Source organism: Flagellimonas amoyensis (assembly GCF_003058265.1).
Taxonomy (GTDB): Bacteria; Bacteroidota; Bacteroidia; order Flavobacteriales; family Flavobacteriaceae; genus Flagellimonas; species Flagellimonas amoyensis.
Window position 1 is genome coordinate 248,471 of sequence record NZ_QBUK01000003.1, and the last position, 26,780, is coordinate 275,250.

The window sequence follows — 26,780 nt, forward strand, 5'->3', positions numbered from 1 at the left end:
ACTTTATTCCTTGGCCCAGTCCACCAACTTTGTTGGATAATAATTGATTTCCATCTTTTTCAGATAGGGCACTTGCTGCGCCAAGCGCTTTCTGTAGTCCTCCCAATCGCAATGTTCCGTTGGGGACCAGCCCAATTCAGCATACCCAATGGCGCGTGGAAAGGCCAAATATTCAATACCAGCACTGTCGTCTATGGTCTCGGACCACAGAGGGGCCTCAATGCCAAGGATGCTCTCCACGGGAAGTCCTTCCACCAAGGTTTCAGGAAGCCACTTGTAGGCCACATCCACAGGGATAAGGCCAGCCCAGGTCAATCCATATTCGGAGATGGAATCATATTTCATGTCCATATAGGTCTTTCCGGCCATCGAAATCAGGATTTTGGACCCATTTTTGGCCGCTTTGGTGGCATGCTCCGGTTCGTTCCATAGTTGGACCACGGTGGAGGAATCAATGTCCGCTTGCGCAATTTCGTTCCAGCCGATGGACCTTTTGCCATGCTTCTGTACAATCTTCTCCACTTTTTCCACAAAGTGGATGTAGTCCTTCTTCTTGGTCACATGGCTTTCATCCCCGCCGATGTGGAAGTAAGGGCCAGGGGTGATGGCTGCTATTTCGCCTATCACATCGTCCAGAAAGCTGTAAACGGTATCTTTTTGGGCGTCAAAAGTGCTGAAACCAACTTTTGTCCCTGAGTAGGGCTTCACAGGTTTTCCATTGCCGTTCAAGAAGGGATAGCTCACCGAAGCGGCGTTCGTATGTCCGGGCATGTCCACCTCGGGAACGATGGTCATGTGCCTTTCAGCGGCATATCGCACCAATTCCTTATAATCCTCTTGGGTGAAGAAGCCCCCTTTGCCACCGCCAACTTCGGTCGCTGCGCCGATCTCGGTCAATTTTGGCCACGATTTTATCTCGATACGCCATCCTTGGTCGTCCGTAAGGTGCAAGTGCAGCGTGTTGTACTTGTAATAAGCGAGGATGTCCACGAATTTTTTCACCTCGTCCACTGTAAAGAAATGGCGCGCCACATCCAGCATGGCCCCGCGATAGGCAAACTTGGGAGCGTCCAGTATTTTTCCGGTCGGTATCAGCCACAAAGGATGGTCGGTAAGCGTGTCATTGCTTTGTTGTGGGATAAGCTGTCTAAGGGTTTGTATCCCCCTAAAGGCACCCGCAGCGGTTTTGGCGTTCAAAAGGATGGAATCTTTCTTGATATAAAGCTGGTAGGACTCGGGCGTCTCCAGTTCCAAACTGTCGGATTGGTTGATGTAGATCATCCGCTCCACTTTGCTGTCGGGTGTGGCATTCACCGCAAGGTCCAGACCGGTCTTTCCCTTTATTTTTTCAGAGAGATATTTGCCCACTTCCTCAAATTTGGGATCTATCGTTGAGGTATAGATGGTTGTACTGCTGTCCAGGCCAAAGGCACTGTGCGTGGCGATTGTCTTGATAGGTTTGGGGATCAAGGGAACGGTGGTCAAATCTGTTTTTGGAAACACGATTTCCTTTTTTTCGGTTTGACAGGCGGCCAAGCATACAATGGCAGCGAACAGTACAAGTGATCGGTATAGCATAATGATCGATTGGTTATTCTACGTAATTTTTGAGGACATCGTACCAGATGTCATATCCTTTGGAATTCATATGGAGTCCATCTTCAATAAAGATATCCTGTTTTAGCTTTCGTTTTTCGAACATAGGGGACCAAACATCCACAAATTCCACCCCTTCGGTTTTTGAGGCCAATCGGGCCAACTTCCTGTTCAAACGCTTGTATTTGCCCCGCAACTGCCATCTGGAGATGCTGGGTTTGGGCGAAATAAGGACAATTTTCATGTCCGGTTTTCTTTGCTGAAGGGTCTGTATGATCTTTTCCGAAGTGTTGAGAATATCCTTCGGTCTTTTCTTTGCAGAAATGTCATTGTCCCCTTCATAAATGAAGACCTTGGTGGGGGTGTAGGCCAAGATAAGATCATCAAGATAGAGGGCCAAGTCCGAAAATTGGGAGCCACCAAAGCCGGTGTTCACCACTTGGTGATCGGGAAAACGTTCTTGGAGGTCTTTCCATAGCCGAACGCTGGAACTTCCTGTAAACACTATGGTGGGACGGGAAACATCCCAGATGGTATCGTATTTTTTCTGGATGTCCGTCACCTCTTTTTTGAAAGGTTCGGGGGATTGTGAGTGGCCAAGGTAGGAGAGCAACAATAGGGCAACCAAGATTCTTTTCATGGATCTGAATGTTTTTCCAAAAATAAGATATATGAACTTCATCCTAGGGCTTTCCTTTGTGTTCCGTTTGAAAAAGTGTTGAAAAAAGGTTGATATTCTTCACAAATAACACCAAGATCCAATGGTGTCTAAAGTAGCGGATTTGTACTTTTGGCTAAAATATTATAGATGAACGCAAGACCAGAGCAGCTAAAGGCATTGGAACGACTGTTGAACATCATGGACGAACTCCGTGAGCAATGTCCATGGGACAAAAAACAGACCATGCAGACCCTACGCCACCTCACCATAGAGGAAACCTACGAACTGGGCGATGCCATCTTGGACAATGACCTTGATGAGGTAAAGAAGGAATTGGGGGATTTGTTGCTGCACATTGTCTTTTATGCCAAGATCGGTTCCGAGACCCGGGATTTTGACATTGCAGATGTGGCCAATGGTATTTGCGAGAAATTGATCAACAGGCATCCGCACATTTATGGCGATGTCAAGGTGCAGAACGAAGAAGAGGTAAAGCAGAACTGGGAAAGCATCAAACTTAAGGAAGGGAAGAAAAGTGTGCTCGAGGGTGTGCCCAACAGTCTTCCGGCATTGGTGAAGGCCAACCGTATCCAGGAAAAAGTGGCCGGGGTGGGGTTCGACTGGGAGCACCCGGAACAGGTCTTTGAAAAACTGAAGGAGGAATTGGCAGAACTCCAGCATGAGGTGAAGCAGAATGACATGGACAAGATGGAGTCAGAGTTCGGGGATGTACTCTTTTCCATGGTGAACTACGCCCGTTTTCTGAAAATCAATCCAGAAAATGCCCTGGAGCGCACCAACAAGAAATTCATCAAGCGTTTCCAATATTTGGAGGGCAAGGCCAAGGAATCCGGAAAGACCTTACGGGAAATGACCTTGGCGGAAATGGACGTTTTTTGGGAAGAGGCAAAAGGTCTTTGAACAAGACCCCTTTGACCAAAAGAATTACTTACTGAACTCCATAGAGGCATTGTCCCCTTGAGGGGACTTTAGGGGTGTTTTATCCCAAAAAGTTTTACAGATTCAGAGTGAAAAAAATTCCAATCCCACTATCTTTACGCTCTTTTTTAAACCACCGAAGTGTTCCAGCAATACACCAAAGAATTTGCCTATAACCTCAAGTTGTCCTACCCCGTTATCTTGGGGATGTTGGGGCACACCTTTGTGGCCTTTGCGGACAACATCATGGTTGGGCAATTGGGTACGGCCGAATTGGCCGCGGTCTCTCTTGGAAACAGTTTTGTGTTCATTGCCATGTCCTTGGGCATTGGTTTTTCAACGGCCATAACACCTTTGGTGGCAGAGGCCGATGGGGCAGGGGACCAAGCGGCGGGCAAGAATGCACTCAAGCATGGTTTGGTACTCTGTACGCTATTGGGACTTTCCCTGTTCGGGGTCATTTTGCTTTGCAAACCCCTGCTGTACCATATGGAGCAACCTCCTGAGGTGGTGGAACTTGCCATCCCATATTTGGAATTGGTGGCCTTTTCCTTGGTCCCCTTGGTCATGTTCCAAGCGTTCAAACAGTTTTCTGATGGCTTGTCGCAGACCAAATACCCCATGATTGCCACTATTTTGGCCAATGTGGTCAATATTTCCCTCAATTATCTGCTCATATTCGGGTCTCTTGGATTTCCCAAGCTAGGTATTGTTGGCGCGGCCATCGGAACTTTGGCATCCCGGGTAATCATGGTGGCCTTCATTTGGTTTTTGTTGAAACGAAAGGAAAAGTTTGAAGCCTACGTGACCCATTTCAATTTCAAAAAGATTGAGAAAACGGTAATGAAAAAGATCATCAGCCTTGGGTTTCCCTCAGCGTTGCAGATGTTCTTTGAAGTGGCCATTTTCACGGCGGCCATCTGGCTGAGCGGCGTATTGGGTAAAAATGCACAGGCGGCCAACCAGATAGCCCTCAACCTGAGCAGCATGACCTTCATGGTGGGCATGGGCCTCAGCGTGGCGGCCATGGTGCGTGTGGGCAACCAAAAGGGGCTCCAAAATTTCAGGGAGCTCAGGCGTATCGCCGAATCCATCTTTTTTCTCACATTGTTATTGGAAATTGTCTTTGCCGCCCTCTTTTTGATGGGAAGACACTGGTTTCCTACCATCTATTTGGATGTGGACGACTTGATCAACCAAGCGGACAACACCGAGGTGATCGTTATAGCGGCCAAGCTGTTGCTGGTCGCCGCCTTTTTTCAGATATCGGATGGACTGCAAGTGGTGGTGCTCGGGGCACTTCGTGGACTTCAGGATGTAAAGATTCCAACCCTTATTACCTTTGTGGCCTATTGGTTGATAGGGTTCCCGATCAGTTATTATTTGGGACTGTTCACGGATTTTGGCAGCACGGGCATCTGGATCGGATTGTTGTCGGGGCTAACAGCATCGGCGGTAATGTTGTATATTCGATTCAACTATTTGACGAAAAAATTGATTTCCCAATAACAAGGCTCCCCATGTTCGGGACCAAATTGAAAGCACATGGAACTACCTAAATTTTTATTGGCCGATAACACCGATTATCCTACGGCCATTTTCATAGTCCATACCGAATATCCACGATTTGTCATCAATCTGGAAGATGATGAAGTGGAGTGGCTGGAAGAATTTTCCCAAGAGGACGAAGCAGAGCTTGCCGAAGAGGCCGAAAGCCTTATCGAGGCGGCCACGGCGTTTTACGATAGGGAAGTCTCCAGATACGACGAATAATGTTGGACCAGCTCATACAGTTCGATAAAGACCTTTTCCTGTTCCTGAACGGATTGGGAACGGAGGCATGGGACGGTTTTTGGATGTTCATGACCACCACCCGTAATTCTGCCCCGCTCTATCTGCTGTTGCTCTATCTTACCTACAAACATTTTGGACTGAAAAAAACGGCCGTTGTGTTGGTTGGCATTGCCTTGCTGATTACTTGCACGGACCAGTTGTCCAATTTTTTCAAATATGGTCTGGCCCGGTTACGGCCTTGTCACGACCCTGAAATCAGTACTGCGATGCGCCTAGTGAAAAGTTATTGCGGCGGGCAGTTCGGGTATTTTTCGGCCCATGCGGCCAATTCTTTCGGTCCGGCCATTTTCTTCACCGTTCTTTTCCGCAATAAAGTGAAATACATAGGCTGGATCTTGGTTTTTTGGGCCTGTGTTGTCGCCTACAGTAGGATTTATATTGGCGTGCACTATCCTTTGGATGTGATCACAGGAGCTTTGGTCGGCTCTTTCTTCGGATGGGTATTTGCTAGGTTGGCTATATTTGCATTCCAAAAAATAGGTTCATGATCTCCACGGCCCGGTATTGGTTCTTTATTGCCCTGATCGTCTTGGTGTACATCGTGGGGATGTTCGTGACCCTCTTCGAGAACGATTCGGCCCAGTTTGCGGTAATGGCCATGCGAATGGTCCAAGAGAATGATTTTTTGAGTCTTTTCAAAGGTCCGGAAGAATATCTGGACAAGCCACACATGCACTATTGGTTGGCCGCTCTTTCCTATAAAGTATTTGGAATACACGATTGGGCCTACCGCATTCCGGGCATATTGGCCACGTTTTTGGCCGCTTACAGCTGCTACGGTCTTGGTAAATTGCTCTATAACAAGGATGTGGGACGCTTGGCCTCCCTCATATTCATGACCGCACAGACCATAGTGCTGGCCAATATCGATATTCGTACCGATGCCGTGCTGACCGGTTTCACCATTTTTGCGATATGGCAATTGGCGACCTTTATTGAAAAAGGAACTTTACAGAGTGTTGTATTGGGTGCCTTTGGGGCAGGGATGGCCTTTTCCACCAAGGGGCAGATAGCCCTTGTGGTCATTGGGATTTCCCTCTTGTGCCATTTGGCCTATACCCGAAAATGGGCACGTTTGCTCAATTGGCGGTTGCTGGTGGCCCTCTTGGTCTTTGGGTTGACCATTTCCCCGATGCTGTATGCTTATTACCACCAATTTGACCTGCACCCAGAAAAAGTGATCCGTGGCAAGGACCACCGAAGCGGTATCTTCTTCATTTTTTGGGAACAGAGCTTTGAGCGGATGAGCGGCGAAGGCGTTGGGAAGAACAGCAGTGACTTCTTTTTCTTCTTCCATACCTTCTTATGGGTGTTCCTGCCATGGACCGTTCTAGCATTGATGGGGTATTGGACGCAATTGAAAGCATTTTGGCAAGCCAAGTTTGCCCAACGCCCACAATTGGAGTTTCTGACCGTTGGGGGCATTTCCATTTTATTCTTTCTGATCAGTTTTGCGCAGTTCAAACTGCCGCACTACATCAATATTTTGATTCCACTGTATGCCGTGATGTCGGCCGCTTTCCTGTTTGGGCTCTACCAACGGGAAAAACAGAAAATGGCCAAAGTGATTCTGGGTATCCAATATTTTATATTGGGATTGGTGGTCGTTTTCGCGTTGTTAGTCTGTTTCTATGTGTTCCGATTGGAACAATGGTACGGGTATTTATTTTTGGTCGCAGCATTGGTACTGGTAGCCTATTTCATCTTGAAAAAAGAAACGGTCTATGCAAAGATCGTGACGGTCGCCATTCTCAGTTCGGTAGTGCTGAACGGGTTGATGAATGCCCACTTCTATCCCAAATTGCTTGAATACCAAGGAGGCTCCACCATGGCGGAAAAGGTGAGGGAGAACAACATTCCCGTGGACAAGATCTATAAGATTTCGGAAAGGTACTCTTGGTCCTTGGATTTCTACAACAAAAAGCCGGTACAGCTGTCCTCACTCTCGGAAATAGCCGATAAAAAGGATATTTGGGTCTATGCCACGGACGAGGAACTGGAGCAGCTGCGAAAAAATGGGTTTCAATGGAAGGAACAGATCACGGTAGATCAATTCCGGATCACCCGCCTACAGGCCAAATTCCTGAACCCGAACACCCGTGAGGGCAAGCTCAACCATATGCATTTGGTTCATTTGGATTGATTCGATTCCAGTTCCGGTTTTTTGAAATGGTACGCGATTCCCATAAAGGAAACGAGGGCCGTGATCAAAAAGAAGGTGAAACTGATACCGATGGATGTACTTGTATCCAATCCCAACCATTTGGCGCCATAGAGAAAAGTGACTTCCCGGCTTCCAATCCCACCAATGGTCAAAGGAATGACCGACACAATGGACGAGATCAAAAAGACGAAAAGATATTCGATGGCGTCCATTGTCACCGATAATGACTTTAAAATAAAGAATGCACAGACCAATTGTGCCAATTGTACCAGTGCCGAATAGCCGAAAGACATCCAAAAAACGGGAAGGGTAGTGGGGAAGAACGATCTGTTCACGAACCAAAACACGACCACACTTGCCGGAATGGCCGCCATCAGCAGCCAGAAAAAGGATTGTAGGAATGCATTTTCGGACAGCAGGGCAAGGGCGCAGGCATAAACGAACAGCAACAACATCCCGCTCAAGCGGTCCAGCAGCAGACTTGAAACCACTTTTTTGGTGCCGGGTTGATAGGCTTTTTGGACCACATAGCCTTTATAGGCATCCCCACCGATTCCCCCGGGGAGGAAGAGGTTATAGAACATCCCGAGCAGATACAATTTCAGGTTGCTGGCGTGCGAAAGTTGGGCTCCTATTTGGTGAAAATACAGGTTCAGCCTGAATGCGGAGAGTACTTTGGAAACCACAAAAAAGAGGAGCGCTAGGAACAGAAAAAGCGGGTCGCTCTTTCGGAGTGTCTGCAAAACGTTTTTCAGATCTATTTTGGTGAAGATGAAGTAGATCAGCGCTGCACTTACAACGATCTTTAGGACAGTGATCCCCTGTTTACGCAGCTTTTCCGTCACCTATGGTAATTTTTTTGATGCGATAGGGACGTTTCTGTTGGGATTCGTAGTAGGTGCGTATCAACAGTTCCATCACGATCCCGATGGTGAACAATTGGATGCCCCCCAAGATGAACATCATCCCAAAAATGAGCAAGGGCCTACTGCCAATGTCCTCGCCAAACCCAAGTTTCACGATCAGCAGGTATATGTTGATGAATATGCCAAGGATGATCAGCAACACCCCAAAAATTCCAAAAAGGTGGATGGGTCGTTGGAAATATTTTCGGATGAAGAGCAACAACATCATGTCGGCCACTACCTTAAAAACGCGTTCCAGTCCATATTTGGAGACCCCGGCATGGCGCGCATGGTGCTTTACGGGAACCTGCTTGATCTGCCCGCCTTCCAAAAAGGCCAACAGTGTGATGAAACGGTGCATTTCCCCATACAGGTTCAGTCCTTTGGCTATGTCCCTAGTGAATACCTTTAGGGCACAACCATTGTCCTTGATGTCCAGTTTGGTCACCCTTCGCACCAAAAAATTGGCGATTTTGGAAGGGATTTTCTTTACGAGGGAATCCTTTCGTTTTTGACGGATGCCCGTGACCACATCATATTCGCCGCTCACGGCATATTCCAACATGTGCGGGATGTCCGAAGGGTCGTTCTGTAGGTCGCCGTCCATGGTGATGATGTATTCCCCTTCCGCATAGTCGAGTCCGGCAGCCAGGGCAAGGCTCTGTCCGTAATTCTTTTTCAGTTCAATGAGATGGACCTTGTCATCATCCATATCCTTGACCCTTTTTCGGGTCTGGTCCGTGGAAAAATCGTCCACATATACGATCTGGTAGTTGTATCCTTCAAGACTTTCATGGATCTTTTGGGTGAGAAGGACCACATTGTCCTCTTCATTGTATAACGGAACCACTATGGATAAAAGGGAATCGGTGACGGTGCTCATTTCATTTTTGATCTGTGCAAATTTATCGCTTTTATTTAAAGTTCCTTGGTAATCTTGTCCAATAGGAGTTTGGCCGCATAAAAAGGGGACACTTTGTTCTGTTCAATGTCCTTGAGCAATTCGTTCTGCACCTTCATAAATGTTGGTTTTTGATGGAAAAACTGTTTCAGGTGGTCGTCCACGGTCTGAAGGAACCAGTTCTTGTTCTGGTTTTTTCTGTTCTTTTCAAAGAACCCATTTTCCTTGTTCCGGCGGGCAAAATCTTCTACCATGTCCCAGATTTCTCGGATCCCGGTGTTTTCGGATGCAGAGCATTTCATCACTTTTGGGGTCCATCCGTTCTGTTTTGGAGGATATAGGTGCAAGGCCCGTTGAAACTCGGTAACGGCCAACTTGGCCTTTTCCACATTACTCCCATCGGCCTTGTTGATGGCGATCCCATCCGCCATTTCCATAATGCCCCTTTTGATGCCCTGTAGCTCGTCCCCGGCACCGGATAGCTTCAACAATAAAAAGAAATCGACCATACTGTGCACGGCCACCTCGCTCTGGCCCACGCCCACGGTCTCCACAAGCACCACATCATACCCGGCTGCCTCGCAAAGCATGATGCTCTCACGGGTCTTTTGCGCCACACCGCCCAACGAACTTCCCGAAGGGGAGGGCCTGATAAAGGCATTGGGGTCATTGGAAAGGGTCTGCATCCGGGTCTTGTCGCCCAAAATGCTGCCTTTGCTCAGTGAACTTGAGGGGTCCACGGCCAGTACGGCGACCTTTTTGCCCATGGCCGTGAGTGTGGTGCCCAAGGTTTCGATGAATGAGCTCTTGCCCACACCGGGCACGCCCGTAATCCCCAGCCGTATGCTCTCCACCGGCCTTGAAAGGCATTTTTCCACCACGGCATTGGCTTTTTCAAAATGGGCAGGCTGTGTACTTTCCAACAAAGTGATGGCCTTGGCCAACAGGGCCTTGTCTCCCTTGAAGATGCCTTCGGTAAGGGTGTCCACGGAAATTTCCTGCCTGCGGAGCGTTTTGATCTTTGACACGGTATCGTTGGGTGTGCTCTTTTTCTTTGCCAAGGGTCGATGGTGGTTCAATTCATCACTAAGGTATAAAGTTTTTATGGGTTATAGGAAAAAGGTAAGAAGCCATTATACAACCATTTCACAAAAATTTAATACCTGTCGTAGGGGACTTCCAAATTCTAATTGGTAACTTTTCAACTCAATGTCCGGTGACTTTAGGAAGCCGGCACAGAAACCTATAAACTAGATATGATGAAGACAATTTTTGAAAGTAAGGCCACCAATACGGGAGGTAGGGCAGGACATGTGGAGAGCGAGGACGGCGTATTGGATTTCGATATTTCCATGCCCAATGCCAAAGGCAAGCCCAATCCAAAGTCTACCAATCCCGAGGAACTTTTCGCGGCCGCATATTCCACCTGTTTTGCCGGTGCCTTGCAGGCCGTGGCCAAGGAGCAGGGCATAGATGACCTAGGGGATTTCAACGTAACGGCTACCATAGCCTTCAACAAAGAGGAAGAAGGATTTTTCTTGGAGGCCACTTTGGATGCCTATTTGCCAACGGTGGACCAGGAGACCGGGGAGGATTTGATCAATGCCGCCCACGAAATCTGTCCATATAGCAAGGCGACAAGGGACAATATTACTGTTCATTTGAACTTGATGTTGGACGAGTAAAAAAAATCATAACCTGTTCAAAATGAATCCTGTCGGTGAAAATCGGCAGGATTTTTTTGTTAAAAATCAGCAAAAAACAACCTATTTTGCAACGTTGCGTTTTTCGCTTCGTCCTTAAGTTGAACAGCTAAAAGACCAAACATAGAACCGAGCTTGTTTCATATTGAACTGGTGGAAAAGTGCAAGGCGAACGATCGTCAGGCACAATTGAAACTGTACCGACAGTACTGTGATGGTATGTTCGGGGTGGCCATGCGTTTCCTCAAAAATGCGGATGATGCGGAGGATGTACTCCAAGAATCGTTCATAAAGGCCTTTCAGCGCATCCATCAGTTCAAGGGAGAGGTCACGTTCGGGGCATGGTTAAAGAGGATAGTGGTGAACGGGAGCATCGATTTTCTGAAATCGAAACACCAACGCACAGAGGAACTGGATGAAAACTATATGCATGTCGCAGAAGAAGATGATTGGTCGGTCGAGGAAAGCATTTCCTTGGAACAGGTAAAAGCGGCAATTGAGGAGTTGCCGGGGAAATATAGGTATGTGGTGCAACTGTTCTTGGTGGAAGGGTATGACCATAGTGAGATCTCCCAGGTTTTGGGGATCTCGGATACGGCCTCCAGGACACGGTTGTTACGCGGAAAAGCACAATTGAAAGAGAAATTAAAAGATTTGGTATATGGCACATGATCTTCGGAAAATGTTCGAAAAGGAAAGGGAGCAGCAAAGCTATTCCATGAAGGACGGACATGAGGCCCGTTTTCTTGAAAAATTGGATGGACAGCTGCCAGCAGGCCCACGGAAAAAGAAAGTGTACACCCTGTGGTTGCAAATAGCGGCCTCCGTGATAGTGGCGGTGGGATTGTCCCTGTATTTCATGGGCAGTTCAGGCAAAGGGGATCTGCCCGATGAGAATGTCATCGTTGCGGACAGAGAAAACACAAAAGGACAGGAACAGACCATTTCATTGGGTGATCTTTCCCCCGATTTCAAAAAAATAGAGACCTATTACACCACCAATATCAACCTGCAATTGTCCGACTTGGAGATGACCTCAGATAATAAGGAGCTCATGGACAGTTATCTGGAACGATTGGCGGAACTCAACGACGAATACCAACAATTGAACAAGGAGCTGAACGAACTGGGACCCAACGATCAGACCATAAGTGCCTTGATCATGAACCTGCAGCTCAGGTTGCAATTGCTGCAAAAATTAAAAACAAAGTTGAATCAATTAAAATCATCAAAAAATGAACAGGAATCGTCTCATATTATTTAACGGGTTGCTCCTGCTGCTCGCAGGTTTCGCCTGTCGTGCACAGGAAAAATCAAAGACCTACAAGGAAACCTACAGTGTCAACAAGGACACCGAACTGAACCTCAATACCAGCCATGCGGACATTGAGTTTGAAACTTGGGACAAGGACCAAGTGGAAATCTCTGTGGTGGTGGAACTCGAAGGAGTGGGTGACGAGGAGGCCAAGTCGTATTTTGAAAAAGACCTTGTCAAGATCATGGGCAACAGCAAGGAAATAGAGGTAAGCACCAAGGCAGGTGGGCCCTATGTCTATGATTTTAAAGGATTGAATTTTGATTTTCCGGAACTTCCATCCGTGGACCATATCATGTCCACCATAGAAATTCCCGAAATGCCAGAGATTGCCGTGCTGCCTGAGATTTCCTTCATGCCGGCCATGCCGCCTATGCCCCCGACCCCTTTTATGGAGTTTGATTACGATGCCTATAAAAAGGACAAGGAAAAGTACTTGAAGGAATGGAAGAAAAAGTTTGACAAGACCTTTGACGAAGAGTACAAAAAACGCTTTGAGGAATGGGGCAAGGAAATGGAGGAAATGGCCAAGGATAGGGACAAGCACAGGGAAGAGATGGCCAAGCAAAGGGAAGAACTCCAAAAGCAGCGTGAAGAGAAACGCAAGGAAATGCAGGAAGACCTTAAGCAGCAGCGTGAGGAACTGAGGAGCCAGAGGGAAGAGATGAGAAAACAGTATGCCGAGGAAGCCAGAACATTGCGTTCAGGTCCCAATGTGTTCTATTTTTCTTCTGATGGGGAGAACAAAGAGTACAAGGTGAAAAAACGCATCAAGATAAAAATGCCAAAATACCTCAAACTGAACATGAACGTGAGGCATGGGGAGGTGAAACTGGCGGCAAATACCAAGAACATCAATGCAAGCTTGTCCTACGCAAGCTTGCATGCCCCTACCATTGATGGGGACAGGACCTATATCCGAGCTTCCTATTCCCCTGTTGTGGTACAGCAATGGAACTATGGGAAGTTAAAGACGGACTATTCCGATAAGGTCAATTTAAAAGAAGTGGTGGAACTGGACCTTAGTTCGGTTTCTTCCAATGTGGTGATCGGTAAACTGGCCAGCAGGGCATTGGTGAACAACAAGTTCGGAACTCTGAGCATCAATACGGTATCCGATGGGTTCCAATCCATTGATGTTTCTGTGGAAAATGGAGAGCTGGCCTGTAAATTGCCTGCAGCTCCCTTTGTGATCTCGGTGAATGAGGTCACATCCGATCTACAATATCCCAAAACCTTGAAACTGGAAGGTTCCAAAAAATCCGGGGCCAATGTGTTCAGTGGTTACCATGTGAACAAGAATGGGGGCAAAACCATCAACATCAATTCCAAGTACAGCGAAGTGGTCCTGAAGGAATAACATCTTCCCATATTCCGAATCCCCAAATACCTCTACAATCACTTTTGGGCCATTTCATCTTACCGCCCGCATCAACTTCAGCTTCTTTCCGCTTAAAAATAATGCTTTCTGTCGCTTGGGTCAATGTGCCCCTTTTTTCAGATAGGCTTTGAAATTTTCCTTGAACCTATTCAATCTGGGAATGGAAACGTTTCTGATATACGAATTGTCAGGATTTCTTTTTTCGTAATCTTGGTGGTACTCCTCCGCCCTGTAGAACTTGTCAAACTTTTTCACTTCGGTGACAATAGGTCGACCATACACATTTTCCGCCTCCAATTGGGCAATATAATCCGTGATGATCTTCTTTTGTGCCTCATCTTTGTAAAATGCGATGGAGCGGTATTGGGCACCCCTGTCCGGCCCCTGTCTATTCAGACTGGTTGGGTCGTGGGAACCAAAAAATACCTGTACCAGTTGGGTAAAAGAGATGATGTTGGGGTCATAGTAGACTTCCACGGCCTCCGCATGGGTTGTTTTTCCATAGGAAACCTCTTTGTAGGTCGGGTTTTTCTCTGTTCCGCCCGAATAGCCCGAATAGACCTCTTTCACACCCTTGACACTTTCAAAAATGGCCTCGACACACCAAAAGCAACCACTTGCAAAATAAGCGGTCTCATAGCCTTTCAATTGGTCTGCCGTTAGTTTTACCTCCACTGAATGGTTTTCTTCAACTTTTTGGGCGGTTTCGGGTTTGTCCGATTTGTTTTTGGGCTGGCAACTGGTGGATGCCAGAATAAGGAGTAGGAAAAGGGAAGTTCTCACAATGTTGATTTTTTTTTACTTAGTTGCCTTAAGGTACTAAGTATTACGCCAAGGAGCGTTAAAAAATGTTAAGGTGTTCTCCATCGTCCTTTATTCTTTTTTGAGGAAGATGCAGTATGTGTAGCCTGCCCGTCTATTAAATGAAAAGTTTTTCCTACAAATAAGAAACTTAAAACCAGCGCGTTAGAAATGGCCCTTTTTCAAATGATCGATGAAATGCACATGCGCTCGGCATCCTGTTTTTTGCTTCCAATACGTTCGTCGTCGATAAAATGCACTTCGCCCAAGAAAAGTTTTTATACCGAATAAAGGGTGTTATTGGACGATGGAAATCTGGATCGGGGTGGGCACGAGGGTAATTTTACTTCGTAATACAAACCCAGATCATGAAAACAATTTTGACCATCATCGCAGTAACTTTTATCGGAACCATGGCTATGGCACAGGATATTTCCAAAGAGAAAAAGGTGGAGACCATCACTGCCGATGTGGTTTTGGACGTGGATTTTCAACAAGCCATCCGCAAGGACAGAAAAACGGCCAGATTGTACAAATTCAAGAACTCTAGGGTAAAACAGGCCCTTTCCTTTACTACAAAGAAAAACAAATCAATATTGGCCTAATCATGGTTTTGAACCTTCTGGTACCATTTGCCCTTTTTATCAGTTTGGCCTTTGTGGTGGCCACAATTGCCTTTTCGTTCAGGGTGAGAAAGTCTTAAGCGGAATGGGGTGGGCCCTATCAATCCACCGAATTGAACTCTTCGATGATTTCTTCAAATTCGATGCAGTAGTAGGTGCCCTTTTTGTCATAATCCCTACTGATGGTACCGCGAAGCTGACGGCTTAGGTTGTAGATCAGTTTAAGCCCCAACGAATTGGACGTTCTTGGGTTGATGTCCTCGGAATAGCCAATTCCATTGTCCCCTAAGTACATTTGATAGCGATTTTCCCCTATTTTCTTGACCGAAACATGGATTTCACCGCCATTGGCATCCGTTATTCCATATTTAAGGGCGTTGGTGATGGTCTCATTGATGATGAGGCCAATGGGGATCACGGTATCTATACTGAGTTTGTGGTCGTCGATGTCCAGGTCCACCTTGACGTTGCTGTTGTTCCCCTTGACGGAGCGCACCAAATAATCACAGAGTTCCTTTACGTAGGGCCTAAGCTCGATTTTGGAAAGATAGTCGTCCCTTTTGTACAGCATTTCGTGTACCATGGCCATGGAGACCACACGGTTTTGGCTGCTCTTGATGATACTGCTGATCTTTTCGTCCGCAATGGCCCTGGATTGAAGACTCAAGAGACTGGAAACGGTCTGAAGGTTGTTCTTTACCCTGTGATGGACCTCTTTCAACAAAGTTTCTTTTTCCTCAATCCGTTCCTGTATTTCATTCCGGGATTTGTACAATTTGTGATGGGCCATAAGAAGGTTCTTCCCAAAAACGCCACCGAGCAGGTACACGGCAAAGACGGCACTTAAAAAGGCAAACCAGTTGCGGGATTCCAAGGGAACAGTGTTCTCGGAAATCCTAAAGTCCCCCGTGTCATAGAGAAAGAGTATGGTGAGCACGGCCAAATTGACAATGAGGTACAATTGCCCAAATACTTTTGTGGTGACATAGCCGGCAAAGACAATAATGGCCAGCACAAAGATGAATGGGCTTTGTATGCTACCACTATATATGGTAATGATTATGGCCGCGATCATGGACAGAATGGAGGTCAGGTTGTATGTCAGGACCACATTTTCATGTTTCCGATAGAGCGCTGTGTTCACGAGGTTCACAAAGGCATAGCCAATAAAGGTATAGGGAATGATTCCTTTGATGTCCAGGAAAAAAAAGCAGATCAACCCAAAAATGGCAGCAAAGAGTGAGGAACTGTAATTAACCTTGAGTATCAAATCAATCTTGTCTTGTAACCGATATTTATCCTTACCAGGGACTTTCATATGCTGCACGTGATTGTATCCTCCACTACCAAGGTTGATAAAAGGGTAGTAAAAGTAGCTTAATGGGGTGTAATTATGGTGTAAATCTAAATATGTTTTTGATATAAAAAAAGTGACAGCTATAAAATAACTGTCACTTGTAGAATTGCTTTTAGGCTAATTTAATCTTCGATCAAGACCCATTCCCCCTTTTCGAGAAGGGATTCCGCCTGCTTGTATTTCATGCTCTTGCTCTCGCCGGACATTACATTCTTTATGGTAACCTTGTCATTACGGCCAATCTTTGGCTTTTCCCGGGTAATGGTTTCGGTCACTTGCTGACGTTGTCCCTGGGTTTGGCCAGCTGCCCTATGCTGGGCGGCAAGCTCATCGCTGTTGGGAATTTCTTCTTTTGAGGTCTGAAGGTTTTCCTTGGGCCTTTGTACGTTTCGGGCTTCTTGGATCTGATTGGTGTTCTCTGAGGGCAGTTCCCCTTTGAAAAGGAAGGAAATCACCTCTTTGTTCACCTTGTCTATCATTTCCTTGAAAAGTTCGAATGCCTCGAATTTGTAGATCAGCAAAGGATCTTTTTGTTCGTGGACGGCCAATTGGACGGATTGTTTCAACTCGTCCATCTTGCGCAAATGGGTTTTCCAGGCATCATCAATGATGGCCAAGGTGATGTTCTTCTCAAAATCCGTAATCAATTGCTTTCCATCCGTATTATAGGCCTTTTCCAGATTGGTGACCACGTTCAAGGTCTTGATACCGTCCGTGAAAGGGACCACAATACGCTCAAACTTGTTGGCCTGGTCTTCATAAACCTTTTTGATGACTTGGAAGGCCACAGTGGCACTACGCTCCATTTTGTTCTTATAGAAATCGTAGGATGCCTTATAAATGGTATTGGCTATTTCCTGGAAGTTCATCTTTTTGAACTCTTCTTCGCTGATGGGCGAAGTGATGGAGAAATATTTGATGAGCTCAAACTCGAAGTTTTTGAAGTCATCGGCCATTTTGTTGGTCTCTGCGATCAGTTCACAGGTGTCATAGATCATGTTGGCGATGTCCACTTTGAGGCGTTCGCCTTGAAGGGCGTGTTTTCTTCTCTTGTAGACCACCTCACGCTGGGCGTTCATCACATCATCATATTCCAACAGACGTTTACGGATGCCAAAGTTGTTTTCCTCCACTTTTTTCTGGGCCCGTTCTATGGATCGGGTCATCATGGAGTGTTGGATCACTTCTCCTTCTTCCAGACCCATACGGTCCATCATCTTGGCCACACGGTCCGATCCGAACAAACGCATCAGGTTGTCTTCCAAGGAAACATAGAACTGGGAGCTTCCAGGATCTCCTTGACGCCCGGAACGGCCTCTCAACTGCCGGTCCACCCGTCTGGAATCGTGGCGCTCCGTACCAATGATGGCCAGTCCTCCCGCTCCCTTTACATCCGTGGTGAGCTTAATGTCCGTACCCCTGCCGGCCATGTTGGTGGCAATGGTGACCACCCCTGATTTTCCTGCTTCGGCGACGATATCCGCCTCCTTTTTGTGCAATTTGGCGTTCAGTACATTGTGGGAAATTTTACGGACACTCAAGAGTTTGGAGAGCAGTTCCGAAATTTCAACCGAAGTGGTACCGATCAAAACGGGTCTGCCCGCATTGGAAAGGTTGGTCACTTCCTCTATGATAGCGTTGTATTTTTCGCGTTTGGTCTTGTAGATAAGATCATGGCGGTCATGTCTGGCAATGGGCCTATTGGTAGGTATTTCCATGACATCCAACTTGTAGATCTCCCAAAACTCGCCTGCTTCGGTAACAGCCGTACCGGTCATACCAGCCAGCTTATTGTACATCCTAAAGTAATTTTGAAGGGTGATGGTGGCAAAGGTCTGGGTCATCGCCTCGATCTTCACGTTCTCCTTGGCCTCGATGGCCTGGTGGAGTCCATCGGAATATCGCCTACCGTCCATGATACGTCCGGTCTGCTCATCCACGATCATCACCTTGTTGTCGATCACCACATACTCCACATCTTTTTCAAATAGGGTATAGGCCTTCAACAATTGGGTCATGGTGTGGATCCGCTCGCTCTTGATGGCAAAATCCTTGAAAAGATCTTCCTTCAGCTCAGCTTCTTTTTCAATCTCCAGATCCTGACGTTCGATCTTGGCAATCTCACTGCCAATGTCAGGCATCACGAAGAAATCCTTGTCCTTGTCCCCAGAAATGTAATCTACCCCTTTATCGGTCAATTCTATCTGGTTGTTTTTCTCATCGATCACGAACAACAGGTCGGCATCCACTTTGGGCATTTCCCTGTTATTGTCCTGCATGTAGAAGTTCTCCGTTTTCTGGAGGAGTTGTTTCACGCCTTCTTCACTCAAAAACTTGATGAGTGCTTTGTTCTTGGGAAGTCCTCGGTGCACACGGAGCAGTAGGAACCCACCTTCTTTGGTGTCTCCGGTCGCAATGAGTTTTTTGGCCTCGGCAAGCACGCCTGTCAAGTGTTGGCGTTGCTGCTGGACAATGTCGGCCACTTTGGGCCGTAGCTCGTTGAACTCGTGGCGATCACCTTCCGGCACGGGACCAGAAATGATCAATGGGGTACGGGCATCGTCGATGAGAACGGAATCCACCTCATCCACAATGGCGTAGTGATGGGGACGCTGTACCAAATCGTCCGGGGTATGCGCCATATTGTCACGTAGATAGTCAAAACCAAATTCGTTGTTGGTCCCATAGGTGATGTCGGCATTGTAGGCGGCCCTTCTTCCATCGGAATTGGGCCTGTGCTTGTCGATGCAGTCCACAGAAAGCTCATGGAACTCAAAAATGGGGGCCATCCAGGCACTGTCCCTTTTGGCAAGATAGTCGTTCACGGTCACCAAGTGGGCCCCTTTACCAGCTAGGGCGTTCAGGTAGAGTGGGAGCGTGGCCACCAAGGTCTTACCTTCTCCGGTCTGCATTTCCGCAATTTTGCCTTGATGTAGCGCAATACCACCTATCAACTGTACGTCGTAGTGCACCATGTCCCAAGTGACCTCTTTTCCGGCGGCGTCCCAGGAGTTGCTCCAAATGGCCTTGTCGCCCTCGAGCGTCACATAATCCTTGTCGCCCGACAGTTTTCTGTCAAATTCGGTAGCCAGTACGGTCAGTGTCTCGTTGGCGGCAAACCGTTTGGCGGTCTCCTTTACAACGGCAAAGGCTTCGGGAAGAATATCGTTGAGTGTCTTTTCGGAAATTTTATAGGCCTCTTCGTTCAGTTTGTCTATCTCGGCGTAGATTTCCTCGTTGCGGTCGATGTCATTGGAGCTTTCCACCTCTTTTTGAAGGGCGGCAATCTTGTCATTGACGGTTTTGCAGTCTTCCGCGATCTGTGCCTTGAAGGCGACGGTCTTTTGTCTCAGTTCGTCGTGGGTCAATCCTTCCAGCTGCTGCTCAAAGGACTTTATCTCTTTTACCAAGGGTTGGAGGGACTTTACATCTTTCTCCGATTTGTCTCCCACAAAAACCTTTAGTACGGAATTGATAAAACTCATGAATTGTATTTTCGTTAGAATGGCAAAAGCTGTTCCATTGACGGGAATGTCGGGAAATTCTTTTGCTAGGCTGTCAAAATTACATAAAAAAAAGCCTCAGATGAGACTTTTTATTGTGCTTGTTTTACTGATATCAATATTCATCCTCGTTCCAGAGGTAATCCTCTTCGGTGGGATAATCAGGCCATATCTCTTCGATGGACTCATATATTTCGCCGCCCTCTTCTTCCATGGACTGTAAATTTTCTACAACTTCCAATGGTGCTCCGGTACGGATAGCATAATCTATCAGTTCGTCTTTGGTGGCTGGCCAAGGCGCATCACTCAAATATGAGGCTAGTTCTAACGTCCAGTACATAGTAACGGTTTGATTTTAAATTTTTTGCAAAAATAATTTTTAAACCCAATTCGCCAAGTAAAAACAGTATTATTTAAAAATTATTTTGATGTTGACAAAACTATTGCGTCAAAAAAACGATTTTATTGGTCCAACTTCTCCGGGATCCACTTGACTTCTTGGGCCTTTAGGTCTTGCGACAACTTCCGTGCCAATACAAAAAGATAATCGGAAAGGCGATTGATATAGGAAAGCAGGGTGTCGGGAACGGGTTCATTTTCGTGCAGATAGGAAATCATCCGTTCCGCCCTTCGGCAAACGGTTCTGGCAATATGACAGTATGACACGGTGGTGTGCCCACCCGGAAGTATAAAATGTGTCATTTCGGGCAACTCCTCGTTCATTTGGTCCATTTCCTTCTCCAAAAGTTCAATGTCGGCATCACTGATGCGGGGTATTTTCAGACGTTTGTCCTTTTTGGGTTCCGTGGCAAGGATAGAGCCTACCGTGAAGAGCTTTTCTTGGATGAGGGCCAACAGTTCTTTGGAATGGGCGTCCATTTCTTGGTCGCGCAAAAGCCCCAAAAAGGAATTGAGCTCGTCAATGGTGCCATAACTTTCGATGCGGATATGGTGTTTGGGCACCCGAGTTCCCGTGAACAGTGCCGTGGTGCCCTTGTCACCTGTTTTGGTGTATATCTTCATGTTATCGGTTATCAATAATCAACTATCAGTACAAATTGGTTGAGGTGAATAGGGCATTTTAGAGGGATTTGAGCATTGTTTATTGAACATTGGCAATTGCTCATTGTTCATTGTCCCTATCATGTCTGCGCTTGCCATCCATGAACCTTCTCGATTTTCGTTGTCGGGTCGATTTTTTGTTCCTGAACAGAATGATCAGATAGATGAGCCCCAATACGGCGAGAACATACCAAACGGTGTTATCTGTTGCTGCATTTTCCATAACCTAAAATTACCGCTTTAAATCCGAATCGTAAAATGCTCCTTCACTTGTTCTTTTCGGATGAAGATGGCGCCACAATGGAACATATCGATGCTCACCGTGATTTTGGGCGAAGCGATCAGCATCTTCCAATCTTCTGCTTTTTCTTCATTCTGATGGATGCCATCCACCAAGATCATGCTGTCATTGTGTAATTTTCCTTTGGAAAGAAATCCTTCAAAGCGCGTAGTGGCCAATCGGTCGGTATAGATAATGTCCACAGGTTTGGTGTCAAAATCAATGTTGGGAAATATTTCATTGACGGTTTTTTCAAGAGAAGGATTGGGGTCCAAATAGATACGGTTTGCCTTGAAATAGGCGATACTTTTCAGTAGCACATTGATGGACGTCTCCTTGTGGAACTTTTTACTGGCATACAGGCACTGGGTCACATACTGGAAAACAAAGGGGGAGTGTACTCCATGCGCATTGGTGGATTTGAAAATGAATTTTAAGTAAGAAAGCAATTCGAAAAACATAGTTAACACCCCTATGGTCCCCTCAAGGGGACATTATCCCTCTAAAATGGATGAAAGCTCGAACCAACGTTCTGTTTTCTCCTCGATGGTATCCGATACCTTTTTCAGTTCCACGGAAAGTTGGTTGATCTCGTCCCCGTTCAGGTCTGGGTCGGCGAACTTGTTCTGCAGGGCTACCTTTTGTTCTTCCAGTTTTTGGATGTCCTTTTCCAATTGTTTGTGTTCCTTCTGCTCCAAGTAAGAAAGTTTGCCGCCGCTTTCCTTTTCCTTCCAGTGGGTCTTCTCCGTTTTTTCAGGAATCTCCTTGTTCTCCCGTTCCTCGATGAGCTTGCTGCTCTCATAGACCCTGTAATCGGTATAATTGCCGGGGAAATCCTCGATTTCACCCTCACCCCTGAACACGAACAAATGGTCCACGATCTTGTCCATAAAGTAACGGTCGTGTGACACCACGATCAAGCATCCCGGGAAATCCAACAAGAAACTTTCCAGAACATTGAGGGTCACAATGTCAAGGTCGTTCGTGGGCTCATCCAGGATCAAGAAATTTGGGTTTTGGATGAGTACGGTGCACAAATACAGCCGTTTGCGTTCGCCGCCGCTGAGTTTGTCCACAAAATCATACTGCTTTTTTCGGTCAAAGAGAAAACGCTCCAACAACTGCTGTGCGGAAATCTGTTTTCCCTTTTTCAGCGGGATATAGTCCCCAAACTCGCGGATGACATCGATGACCTTTTGCCCCTCCTTATCTGGAATGCCCTTTTGGGTGTAGTAACCAAACTTGATAGTGTCCCCAACAACCACCTTTCCACCATCCACATCTTCTTTTTGGGTGATGATATTCAAAAAAGTGGACTTTCCGGTTCCGTTCTTTCCGATGATCCCGATGCGTTCACCTTTGGTGAAGTTGTAATCGAACTTGTTCAGAATGGTCTTGTTCCCATAGGATTTGGAGATGTTGTGGAGTTCCAAGATCTTGCTGCCCAAGCGCTCCATATTGAGTTCCAGCTCCACTTCATGGTCCTTTCTCCGTTGGTTTGCCCGTTGTTTGATCTCATTGAAATCGTCTATCCGTGATTTGGATTTGGTGGTACGGGCCTTGGGCTGCCGGCGCATCCATTCCAGTTCCTTTTTATAGAGCAACTTGGATTTGTGCTGTTCCACGGCCTCGCGTTCCATCCGGCCCTCCTTTTCGCTCAGGTAATAGGAGTAGTTGCCTTTGTAGGTATATAACTGATTGTTGTCCAGTTCTATGATCTCATTGCAGACGCGGTCCAAGAAATACCGGTCGTGGGTGACCATGAACAGGGTCATGTTCTCTTTGGAAAAATAGGCCTCGAGCCATTCGATCATCTCCAGGTCCAAGTGGTTGGTCGGCTCATCCATAATGAGCAGTTCGGGCTTGTTCAGCAGGGCATTGGCCAAGGCCAGACGTTTTCGCTGCCCGCCCGACAAGGTGGCCACCTTGGCATCGAGTTGGGTAAGCTGTAGTTTGAAGAGGATCTGTTTGTACTGCGTTTCAAAATCCCATGCATTGTGCCGTTCCATGGCTTCGAATGCCTTTTGGTAGCGTGTGCTGTCCTCGGGATTCTCCACGGCCTTTTCGTAGGCGGCAATGATCTTGAGGATTTCATTGTCCGTCGCAAAAATGGTCTCCTCCACGGTCAGGTTGGGATCCAAACGGGGCTCTTGTTCCAAAAAGGAGATCTTGATGTCCTTGCGGATGGTGACCTGTCCCGTTTCGGAAGTGTCCTTGCCCGACATGATGTTGAGAATGGAGGTTTTCCCGCTCCCGTTCTTGGCGATCAGTGCAATTTTCTGGTCTTTGTTGATACCAAAGGAGATGTCGGAGAAGAGTACCAGTTCCCCATACGATTTTGATATGTTTTCTACGGTCAATAAATTCATGGATGCTGTTTACGGGCCAGGTTTAAAGCTTGGAATACCGGATCAGGTACACATACCGAATGGCCAAGGTCAAAAATAAGGGAATCAACACAGGTGAAAAAGACTGTACCCGCATTATCCAAAGCAACAGTACAATTCCGATAAGCCCCAAAGTGGACCAGAGGTATTTCGATGACCATTCGGGCAGTTTGTCCTGAAAGGCAAAAATAAAGGCCACGATCACATTTAGCGGAAATGCCCAAAGGATATTGAAGTTTTTTGGTGTGGAGGTGTGGTCCGTTGCAAACCAAAGGAGCAAAAGGAAGATGCCCACCAAACCTGTCAGGAACATGAGCGAAAAATCCAACCAGCGGCTACGGGTCTTATGGGTATAGTCAAAATACGTGATGGCGCAGGTAAAGGCCAGCAATAGGACGAACCAAAACAGCGGGGACAATGGGAAAAAATGCTGTTGGGTATGTTCGTTGTAGTCCAAAATGGTGCGTTCCCTTTTCAAGAGGGGCCTGCCGTTGAGACTTGTATTGCGTATCTGTTCCATGGCGTAGTAGGGGAGGAACATATGTTCCTGCACCGTGGCCTTTCGGTCCACCACGGCTCCAAAGGCAAGGTCAATACCGAACATGGACCAGGAGTTGGTGTCCAAGAACTGTCTAACCAATTGGCGGAAAGTATACTGTTTGTCCAAGTAGGAACCATCAAATGCAATGGCATCGCCAAATTGCTTTCTTAAAATATCCCCTGTGATGCTGGAACAATTGTTCAGTAAGGGGTCATAGAGGTAATCCCTGTTCTGGGGCAGATAGTTGTCCTCAAAAAAGACGAGCAACTGGTTCCGTTCCTCCAAGGTGAGGTCAAAAATCTGCTCCTTTACCCACCTTTTCTCCAGTTCATATTCATATAAAAAAGCATCAAAGCTTCGGCGGGAAAGGGAATAGATCATTCTTCCCTTTGCAAAATTCAGATAGAAATTGGGCTGATTGAAATCGAATGTACCATAGTTGTACACCACATCGATGCCCAAAACAGGGTCCTGCACCCGGAAGGCGCTGTGGCCAAAGGCATAGTAGAGCTCATGGCCCGCTGCACAGGTGAGTAGGCTTACCTGTGATCGATCGGTGAGTTGCGGCGTTTGCGAAAACAGCACATTTCCGATCAACAGCAAAAGAAATGAAAAAAGGTACTTTGGTCTCATCCTGAAATTCATCACGGCAAATATCAGAATAAATACGATATGACTGGACAGAGGAACACAATGAAGGCAGGTACTATTGAAATAAGTTCGAGTCATCCACCGAATAACCAAGTCCGTGGTCAGAAGTCGGAAGTCCAAAAAACTTGAAACCTGAAACTTCAAATCAAATAATTCAATCATCGAAAAACGACTTCTTTGCCTTATTTTTACGAAAATCTGACCCAGTATGAAGTCGTATATCCCCAATTTTTTGACCTTGTTGAATGTGTTGAGTGGTTGTATTGCCACGGTTTTTGCGGTGCTGAACCAACTGGAATGGGCGGCCCTTTTTGTTTTTATTGGGATATTCTTCGACTTTTTTGATGGCTTGGCTGCCCGCGTTCTGAAGGTGCAGAGCGAAGTTGGCGTGCAGTTGGATTCCTTGGCGGATGTGATCACCAGTGGTCTGGTCCCTGGGGTGGTCATGTTCCAATTGTTGAACATGGCGGAAAGGGGAGGTTGGAACTTGGGAATTTTTGGACACGGTACCGAAATGACCGTGCTGCCTTTTTTTGGATTTGTGATCACGTTGGCATCTGCCTATCGGTTGGCGAAGTTCAATGTGGATGAAAACCAAGTTTCGTCCTTTGTGGGGCTGCCCACACCTGCGAATGCACTGCTGATCCTTTCGTTGCCCTTGATCCTTTTGTACCATAACAACGAATTGTTGAATGGCGTTATCCTGAATCCATGGTTTTTGGTAGGGTTGACGATTTTAAGTGCCTATTTGTTGAACTCACCCATTGCACTTTTTGCACTGAAGTTCAAAAATTGGAGTTTTAAGGACAATGGCGTCCGTTACCTGTTTTTGATCGGTAGTTTGATCATGTTGCTGACCTTGAAGTTTTTGGCCATACCGTTGATCATTGTTTTTTATATACTCGCATCCTTGTTGATTCCTGAAAAAAATGGAAAATAGAGCTAAGGTTTACCCTTCAAAAGTAGGACTGGAGCTGCTGGCTTTCGTGTTTTTGGTTTTTGGGGTGGTGATATATCAATTGGTGAAAGCGGGGTCATGGATCGGTGTCATGGTCAATGGTGCAATTTTAATTCTCGTGGTCCTTGTATTCCTCTCTATTTCCTATGAGATCAGTGGAGAAACATTGTGGATAAAGTCCTTTTTTTGGATCAAGAAAAAAATTCCGATCACTTCAATTACCGGAGTACAGGAAACCTATAATCCTATATCATCCCCGGCAGCATCATTAGATCGCTTGGAAATATTGTATGGGAGGAACAATAGTGTCATCATCTCCCCAAAAGATAAGATGGGGTTCATTGAACATTTAAAATCCATTTCTCCCCAGATAATGGTAAAAATGCGGGAGAAGAAAAAATAAAAGAATCTTAGAAGTCCAGTTTCTTCTTGCGGAGCTCAAAGTTCTGCCCCAGATATACTTTTCGTACCATTTCGTCCATGGCCAGTTCTTCCGGGACACCTGCTTTTAGGATTCCCCCTTCGAACATGAGGTAGGAGCGCTCGGTGATGGCCAGGGTTTCCTGTACGTTGTGGTCGGTGATCAGGATCCCGATGTTCTTGTTCTTCAATTGGGCCACGATGCGCTGAATGTCCTCCACAGCTACGGGGTCCACCCCCGCAAAAGGTTCGTCCAGCAAAATGAACTTGGGGTCGGTGGCCAGTGCGCGGGCTATTTCCGTACGTCGGCGTTCACCTCCGGAGAGAAGGTCGCCCCTGTTTTTCCGAATGTGTCCAAGGCCGAATTCATCGATCAAGGATTCCATTTTCATGTGTTGCTCCTTTTTGCTCAATTTGGTGAGCTGCAACACGCTGAGGATATTCTTTTCGATACTGAGTTTCCGGAACACTGAGGCCTCCTGTGCCAAGTAGCCTATACCGTTCTGGGCCCTTTTGTACATGGGGAAGCTGGTGATGTTCATGTCTTCAAGGAAGATATTGCCACCGTTGGGTTTGATCAGTCCCACGATCATGTAGAAAGAGGTGGTCTTTCCGGCTCCGTTGGGTCCCAATAGACCTACGATCTCACCTTGGTTCACTTCCAGCGAAATGCCTCGTACGACCTTTCGGCCCCGATAGGCTTTCATGATATTTTCTGCACGTAGCTTCATAGGAATGGGCCAAAACTAAACATATTCTTTTTCTGAGGGGTGCTCTT

General features: G+C 46.6%; 27 protein-coding genes. 12 read left to right on the top strand and 15 right to left on the bottom strand.

The features are described from left to right. Nucleotides 1-3: 3 nt before the first annotated feature. Nucleotides 4-1,578: a family 20 glycosylhydrolase gene (locus tag DB398_RS05855; protein ID WP_108423466.1), complete on the bottom strand. Its 1,575-nt coding sequence runs from the start codon at nucleotides 1,576-1,578 to the stop codon at nucleotides 4-6. A gap of 13 nt (nucleotides 1,579-1,591) precedes the next feature. Continuing rightward, a complete protein-coding gene (locus tag DB398_RS05860; protein WP_108423589.1) occupies nucleotides 1,592-2,236 on the bottom strand; it encodes an SGNH/GDSL hydrolase family protein in 645 nt (214 codons plus the stop codon). A 168-nt stretch (nucleotides 2,237-2,404) separates the two neighbouring features. On the opposite strand from DB398_RS05860, the gene mazG reads away from it, so the two are divergent. The 5 genes from mazG (at nucleotide 2,405) to DB398_RS05885 (ending at nucleotide 7,193) form a co-directional block, all read left to right on the top strand. Then, nucleotides 2,405-3,178 (top strand): nucleoside triphosphate pyrophosphohydrolase, encoded by a 774-nt coding sequence (mazG, locus tag DB398_RS05865; protein WP_108423467.1) that lies wholly within the window; start codon nucleotides 2,405-2,407, stop codon nucleotides 3,176-3,178. Nucleotides 3,179-3,337: 159 nt separating this feature from the next. Beyond that, nucleotides 3,338-4,705 (top strand): MATE family efflux transporter, encoded by a 1,368-nt coding sequence (locus tag DB398_RS05870; RefSeq protein WP_108423468.1) that lies wholly within the window; start codon nucleotides 3,338-3,340, stop codon nucleotides 4,703-4,705. A 36-nt stretch (nucleotides 4,706-4,741) separates the two neighbouring features. After that, nucleotides 4,742-4,969: a hypothetical protein gene (locus tag DB398_RS05875; RefSeq protein ID WP_108423469.1), complete on the top strand. Its 228-nt coding sequence runs from the start codon at nucleotides 4,742-4,744 to the stop codon at nucleotides 4,967-4,969. Next, nucleotides 4,969-5,538 (top strand): phosphatase PAP2 family protein, encoded by a 570-nt coding sequence (locus tag DB398_RS05880; RefSeq protein ID WP_108423470.1) that lies wholly within the window; start codon nucleotides 4,969-4,971, stop codon nucleotides 5,536-5,538. Before DB398_RS05875 ends, DB398_RS05880 begins: the two co-directional genes overlap by 1 nt. After that, nucleotides 5,535-7,193 carry an ArnT family glycosyltransferase gene (locus DB398_RS05885; RefSeq protein ID WP_108423471.1) on the top strand — a complete coding sequence of 553 codons (1,659 nt, stop codon included), beginning with the start codon at nucleotides 5,535-5,537 and terminating at the stop codon, nucleotides 7,191-7,193. The genes DB398_RS05880 and DB398_RS05885 overlap by 4 nt, the downstream gene beginning before the upstream one ends. On the opposite strand, the gene DB398_RS05890 is transcribed toward DB398_RS05885, so the two are convergent. The 3 genes from DB398_RS05890 to meaB are packed head-to-tail and all read right to left on the bottom strand — an operon-like array spanning nucleotide 7,181 to nucleotide 10,081. Further along, nucleotides 7,181-8,059 (bottom strand): lysylphosphatidylglycerol synthase transmembrane domain-containing protein, encoded by an 879-nt coding sequence (locus DB398_RS05890; RefSeq protein ID WP_108423472.1) that lies wholly within the window; start codon nucleotides 8,057-8,059, stop codon nucleotides 7,181-7,183. The genes DB398_RS05885 and DB398_RS05890 overlap by 13 nt on opposite strands. Continuing rightward, entirely contained in the window at nucleotides 8,040-9,002 is a 963-nt protein-coding gene (locus tag DB398_RS05895) for a glycosyltransferase family 2 protein (RefSeq protein WP_108423473.1), read from the bottom strand. Before DB398_RS05895 ends, DB398_RS05890 begins: the two co-directional genes overlap by 20 nt. Before the next feature lie 35 nt (nucleotides 9,003-9,037). Continuing rightward, complete coding sequence (gene meaB, locus DB398_RS05900; protein WP_108423474.1) at nucleotides 9,038-10,081, bottom strand: methylmalonyl Co-A mutase-associated GTPase MeaB; 1,044 nt, start codon at nucleotides 10,079-10,081, stop codon at nucleotides 9,038-9,040. A 198-nt stretch (nucleotides 10,082-10,279) separates the two neighbouring features. Here meaB and DB398_RS05905 point away from each other — a divergent pair, with 198 nt between their 5' ends. The 4 genes from DB398_RS05905 to DB398_RS05920 all read left to right on the top strand — a co-directional run bounded on the left by DB398_RS05905 (nucleotide 10,280) and on the right by DB398_RS05920 (nucleotide 13,398). Beyond that, entirely contained in the window at nucleotides 10,280-10,705 is a 426-nt protein-coding gene (locus tag DB398_RS05905) for an organic hydroperoxide resistance protein (protein ID WP_072877880.1), read from the top strand. Between the two features lie 153 nt (nucleotides 10,706-10,858). Then, nucleotides 10,859-11,395 carry an RNA polymerase sigma factor gene (locus tag DB398_RS05910; RefSeq protein WP_108423475.1) on the top strand — a complete coding sequence of 179 codons (537 nt, stop codon included), beginning with the start codon at nucleotides 10,859-10,861 and terminating at the stop codon, nucleotides 11,393-11,395. Continuing rightward, nucleotides 11,385-11,987, top strand: coding sequence for a hypothetical protein (locus tag DB398_RS05915; protein ID WP_108423476.1), 603 nt, complete (start codon nucleotides 11,385-11,387; stop codon nucleotides 11,985-11,987). The genes DB398_RS05910 and DB398_RS05915 overlap by 11 nt, the downstream gene beginning before the upstream one ends. Continuing rightward, the gene (locus DB398_RS05920) at nucleotides 11,959-13,398 is read left to right on the top strand and encodes a hypothetical protein (RefSeq protein WP_159076330.1); all 1,440 of its coding nucleotides are present in this window, start codon (nucleotides 11,959-11,961) and stop codon (nucleotides 13,396-13,398) included. Before DB398_RS05915 ends, DB398_RS05920 begins: the two co-directional genes overlap by 29 nt. A 120-nt stretch (nucleotides 13,399-13,518) precedes the next feature. On the opposite strand, the gene msrA is transcribed toward DB398_RS05920, so the two are convergent. Further along, nucleotides 13,519-14,211 (bottom strand): peptide-methionine (S)-S-oxide reductase MsrA, encoded by a 693-nt coding sequence (gene msrA, locus DB398_RS05925; protein WP_108423478.1) that lies wholly within the window; start codon nucleotides 14,209-14,211, stop codon nucleotides 13,519-13,521. 377 nt (nucleotides 14,212-14,588) lie between these two features. On the opposite strand from msrA, the gene DB398_RS05930 reads away from it, so the two are divergent. Further along, nucleotides 14,589-14,825, top strand: a complete 237-nt coding sequence (locus DB398_RS05930) for a hypothetical protein (protein WP_108423479.1) — start codon at nucleotides 14,589-14,591, stop codon at nucleotides 14,823-14,825. Between the two features lie 118 nt (nucleotides 14,826-14,943). On the opposite strand, the gene DB398_RS05935 is transcribed toward DB398_RS05930, so the two are convergent. The 8 genes from DB398_RS05935 to DB398_RS05965 form a co-directional block, all read right to left on the bottom strand. Next, nucleotides 14,944-16,113: a sensor histidine kinase gene (locus DB398_RS05935; protein ID WP_234416087.1), complete on the bottom strand. Its 1,170-nt coding sequence runs from the start codon at nucleotides 16,111-16,113 to the stop codon at nucleotides 14,944-14,946. A 209-nt stretch (nucleotides 16,114-16,322) separates the two neighbouring features. Continuing rightward, nucleotides 16,323-19,685 carry a preprotein translocase subunit SecA gene (gene secA / locus DB398_RS05940; RefSeq protein WP_108423481.1) on the bottom strand — a complete coding sequence of 1,121 codons (3,363 nt, stop codon included), beginning with the start codon at nucleotides 19,683-19,685 and terminating at the stop codon, nucleotides 16,323-16,325. Nucleotides 19,686-19,818: 133 nt separating this feature from the next. Next, a complete protein-coding gene (locus tag DB398_RS05945) occupies nucleotides 19,819-20,043 on the bottom strand; it encodes a DUF2795 domain-containing protein (RefSeq protein WP_013551418.1) in 225 nt (74 codons plus the stop codon). Nucleotides 20,044-20,165: 122 nt separating this feature from the next. Continuing rightward, nucleotides 20,166-20,726, bottom strand: a complete 561-nt coding sequence (locus tag DB398_RS05950) for a cob(I)yrinic acid a,c-diamide adenosyltransferase (protein ID WP_108423482.1) — start codon at nucleotides 20,724-20,726, stop codon at nucleotides 20,166-20,168. 100 nt (nucleotides 20,727-20,826) lie between these two features. Beyond that, a complete protein-coding gene (locus DB398_RS18415) occupies nucleotides 20,827-20,988 on the bottom strand; it encodes a hypothetical protein (RefSeq protein ID WP_199913354.1) in 162 nt (53 codons plus the stop codon). 17 nt (nucleotides 20,989-21,005) lie between these two features. Further along, a complete protein-coding gene (locus tag DB398_RS05955) occupies nucleotides 21,006-21,506 on the bottom strand; it encodes a hypothetical protein (RefSeq protein WP_108423483.1) in 501 nt (166 codons plus the stop codon). Nucleotides 21,507-21,539: 33 nt separating this feature from the next. Then, nucleotides 21,540-23,414, bottom strand: a complete 1,875-nt coding sequence (locus DB398_RS05960; protein ID WP_108423484.1) for an ABC-F family ATP-binding cassette domain-containing protein — start codon at nucleotides 23,412-23,414, stop codon at nucleotides 21,540-21,542. A 22-nt stretch (nucleotides 23,415-23,436) separates the two neighbouring features. Further along, nucleotides 23,437-24,606 carry a lipoprotein N-acyltransferase Lnb domain-containing protein gene (locus tag DB398_RS05965; protein WP_234416088.1) on the bottom strand — a complete coding sequence of 390 codons (1,170 nt, stop codon included), beginning with the start codon at nucleotides 24,604-24,606 and terminating at the stop codon, nucleotides 23,437-23,439. Between the two features lie 226 nt (nucleotides 24,607-24,832). On the opposite strand from DB398_RS05965, the gene DB398_RS05970 reads away from it, so the two are divergent. Together DB398_RS05970 and DB398_RS05975 are read left to right on the top strand one after the other, a co-directional pair. Then, nucleotides 24,833-25,564, top strand: a complete 732-nt coding sequence (locus tag DB398_RS05970; RefSeq protein ID WP_108423485.1) for a CDP-alcohol phosphatidyltransferase family protein — start codon at nucleotides 24,833-24,835, stop codon at nucleotides 25,562-25,564. Next, nucleotides 25,554-25,985, top strand: coding sequence for a PH domain-containing protein (locus DB398_RS05975; RefSeq protein WP_108423486.1), 432 nt, complete (start codon nucleotides 25,554-25,556; stop codon nucleotides 25,983-25,985). The genes DB398_RS05970 and DB398_RS05975 overlap by 11 nt, the downstream gene beginning before the upstream one ends. A 7-nt stretch (nucleotides 25,986-25,992) precedes the next feature. Here the strand turns inward: DB398_RS05975 and lptB are convergent, their stop codons facing one another. After that, the gene (gene lptB, locus DB398_RS05980) at nucleotides 25,993-26,733 is read right to left on the bottom strand and encodes an LPS export ABC transporter ATP-binding protein (RefSeq protein ID WP_108423487.1); all 741 of its coding nucleotides are present in this window, start codon (nucleotides 26,731-26,733) and stop codon (nucleotides 25,993-25,995) included. Nucleotides 26,734-26,780 lie beyond the last annotated feature (47 nt).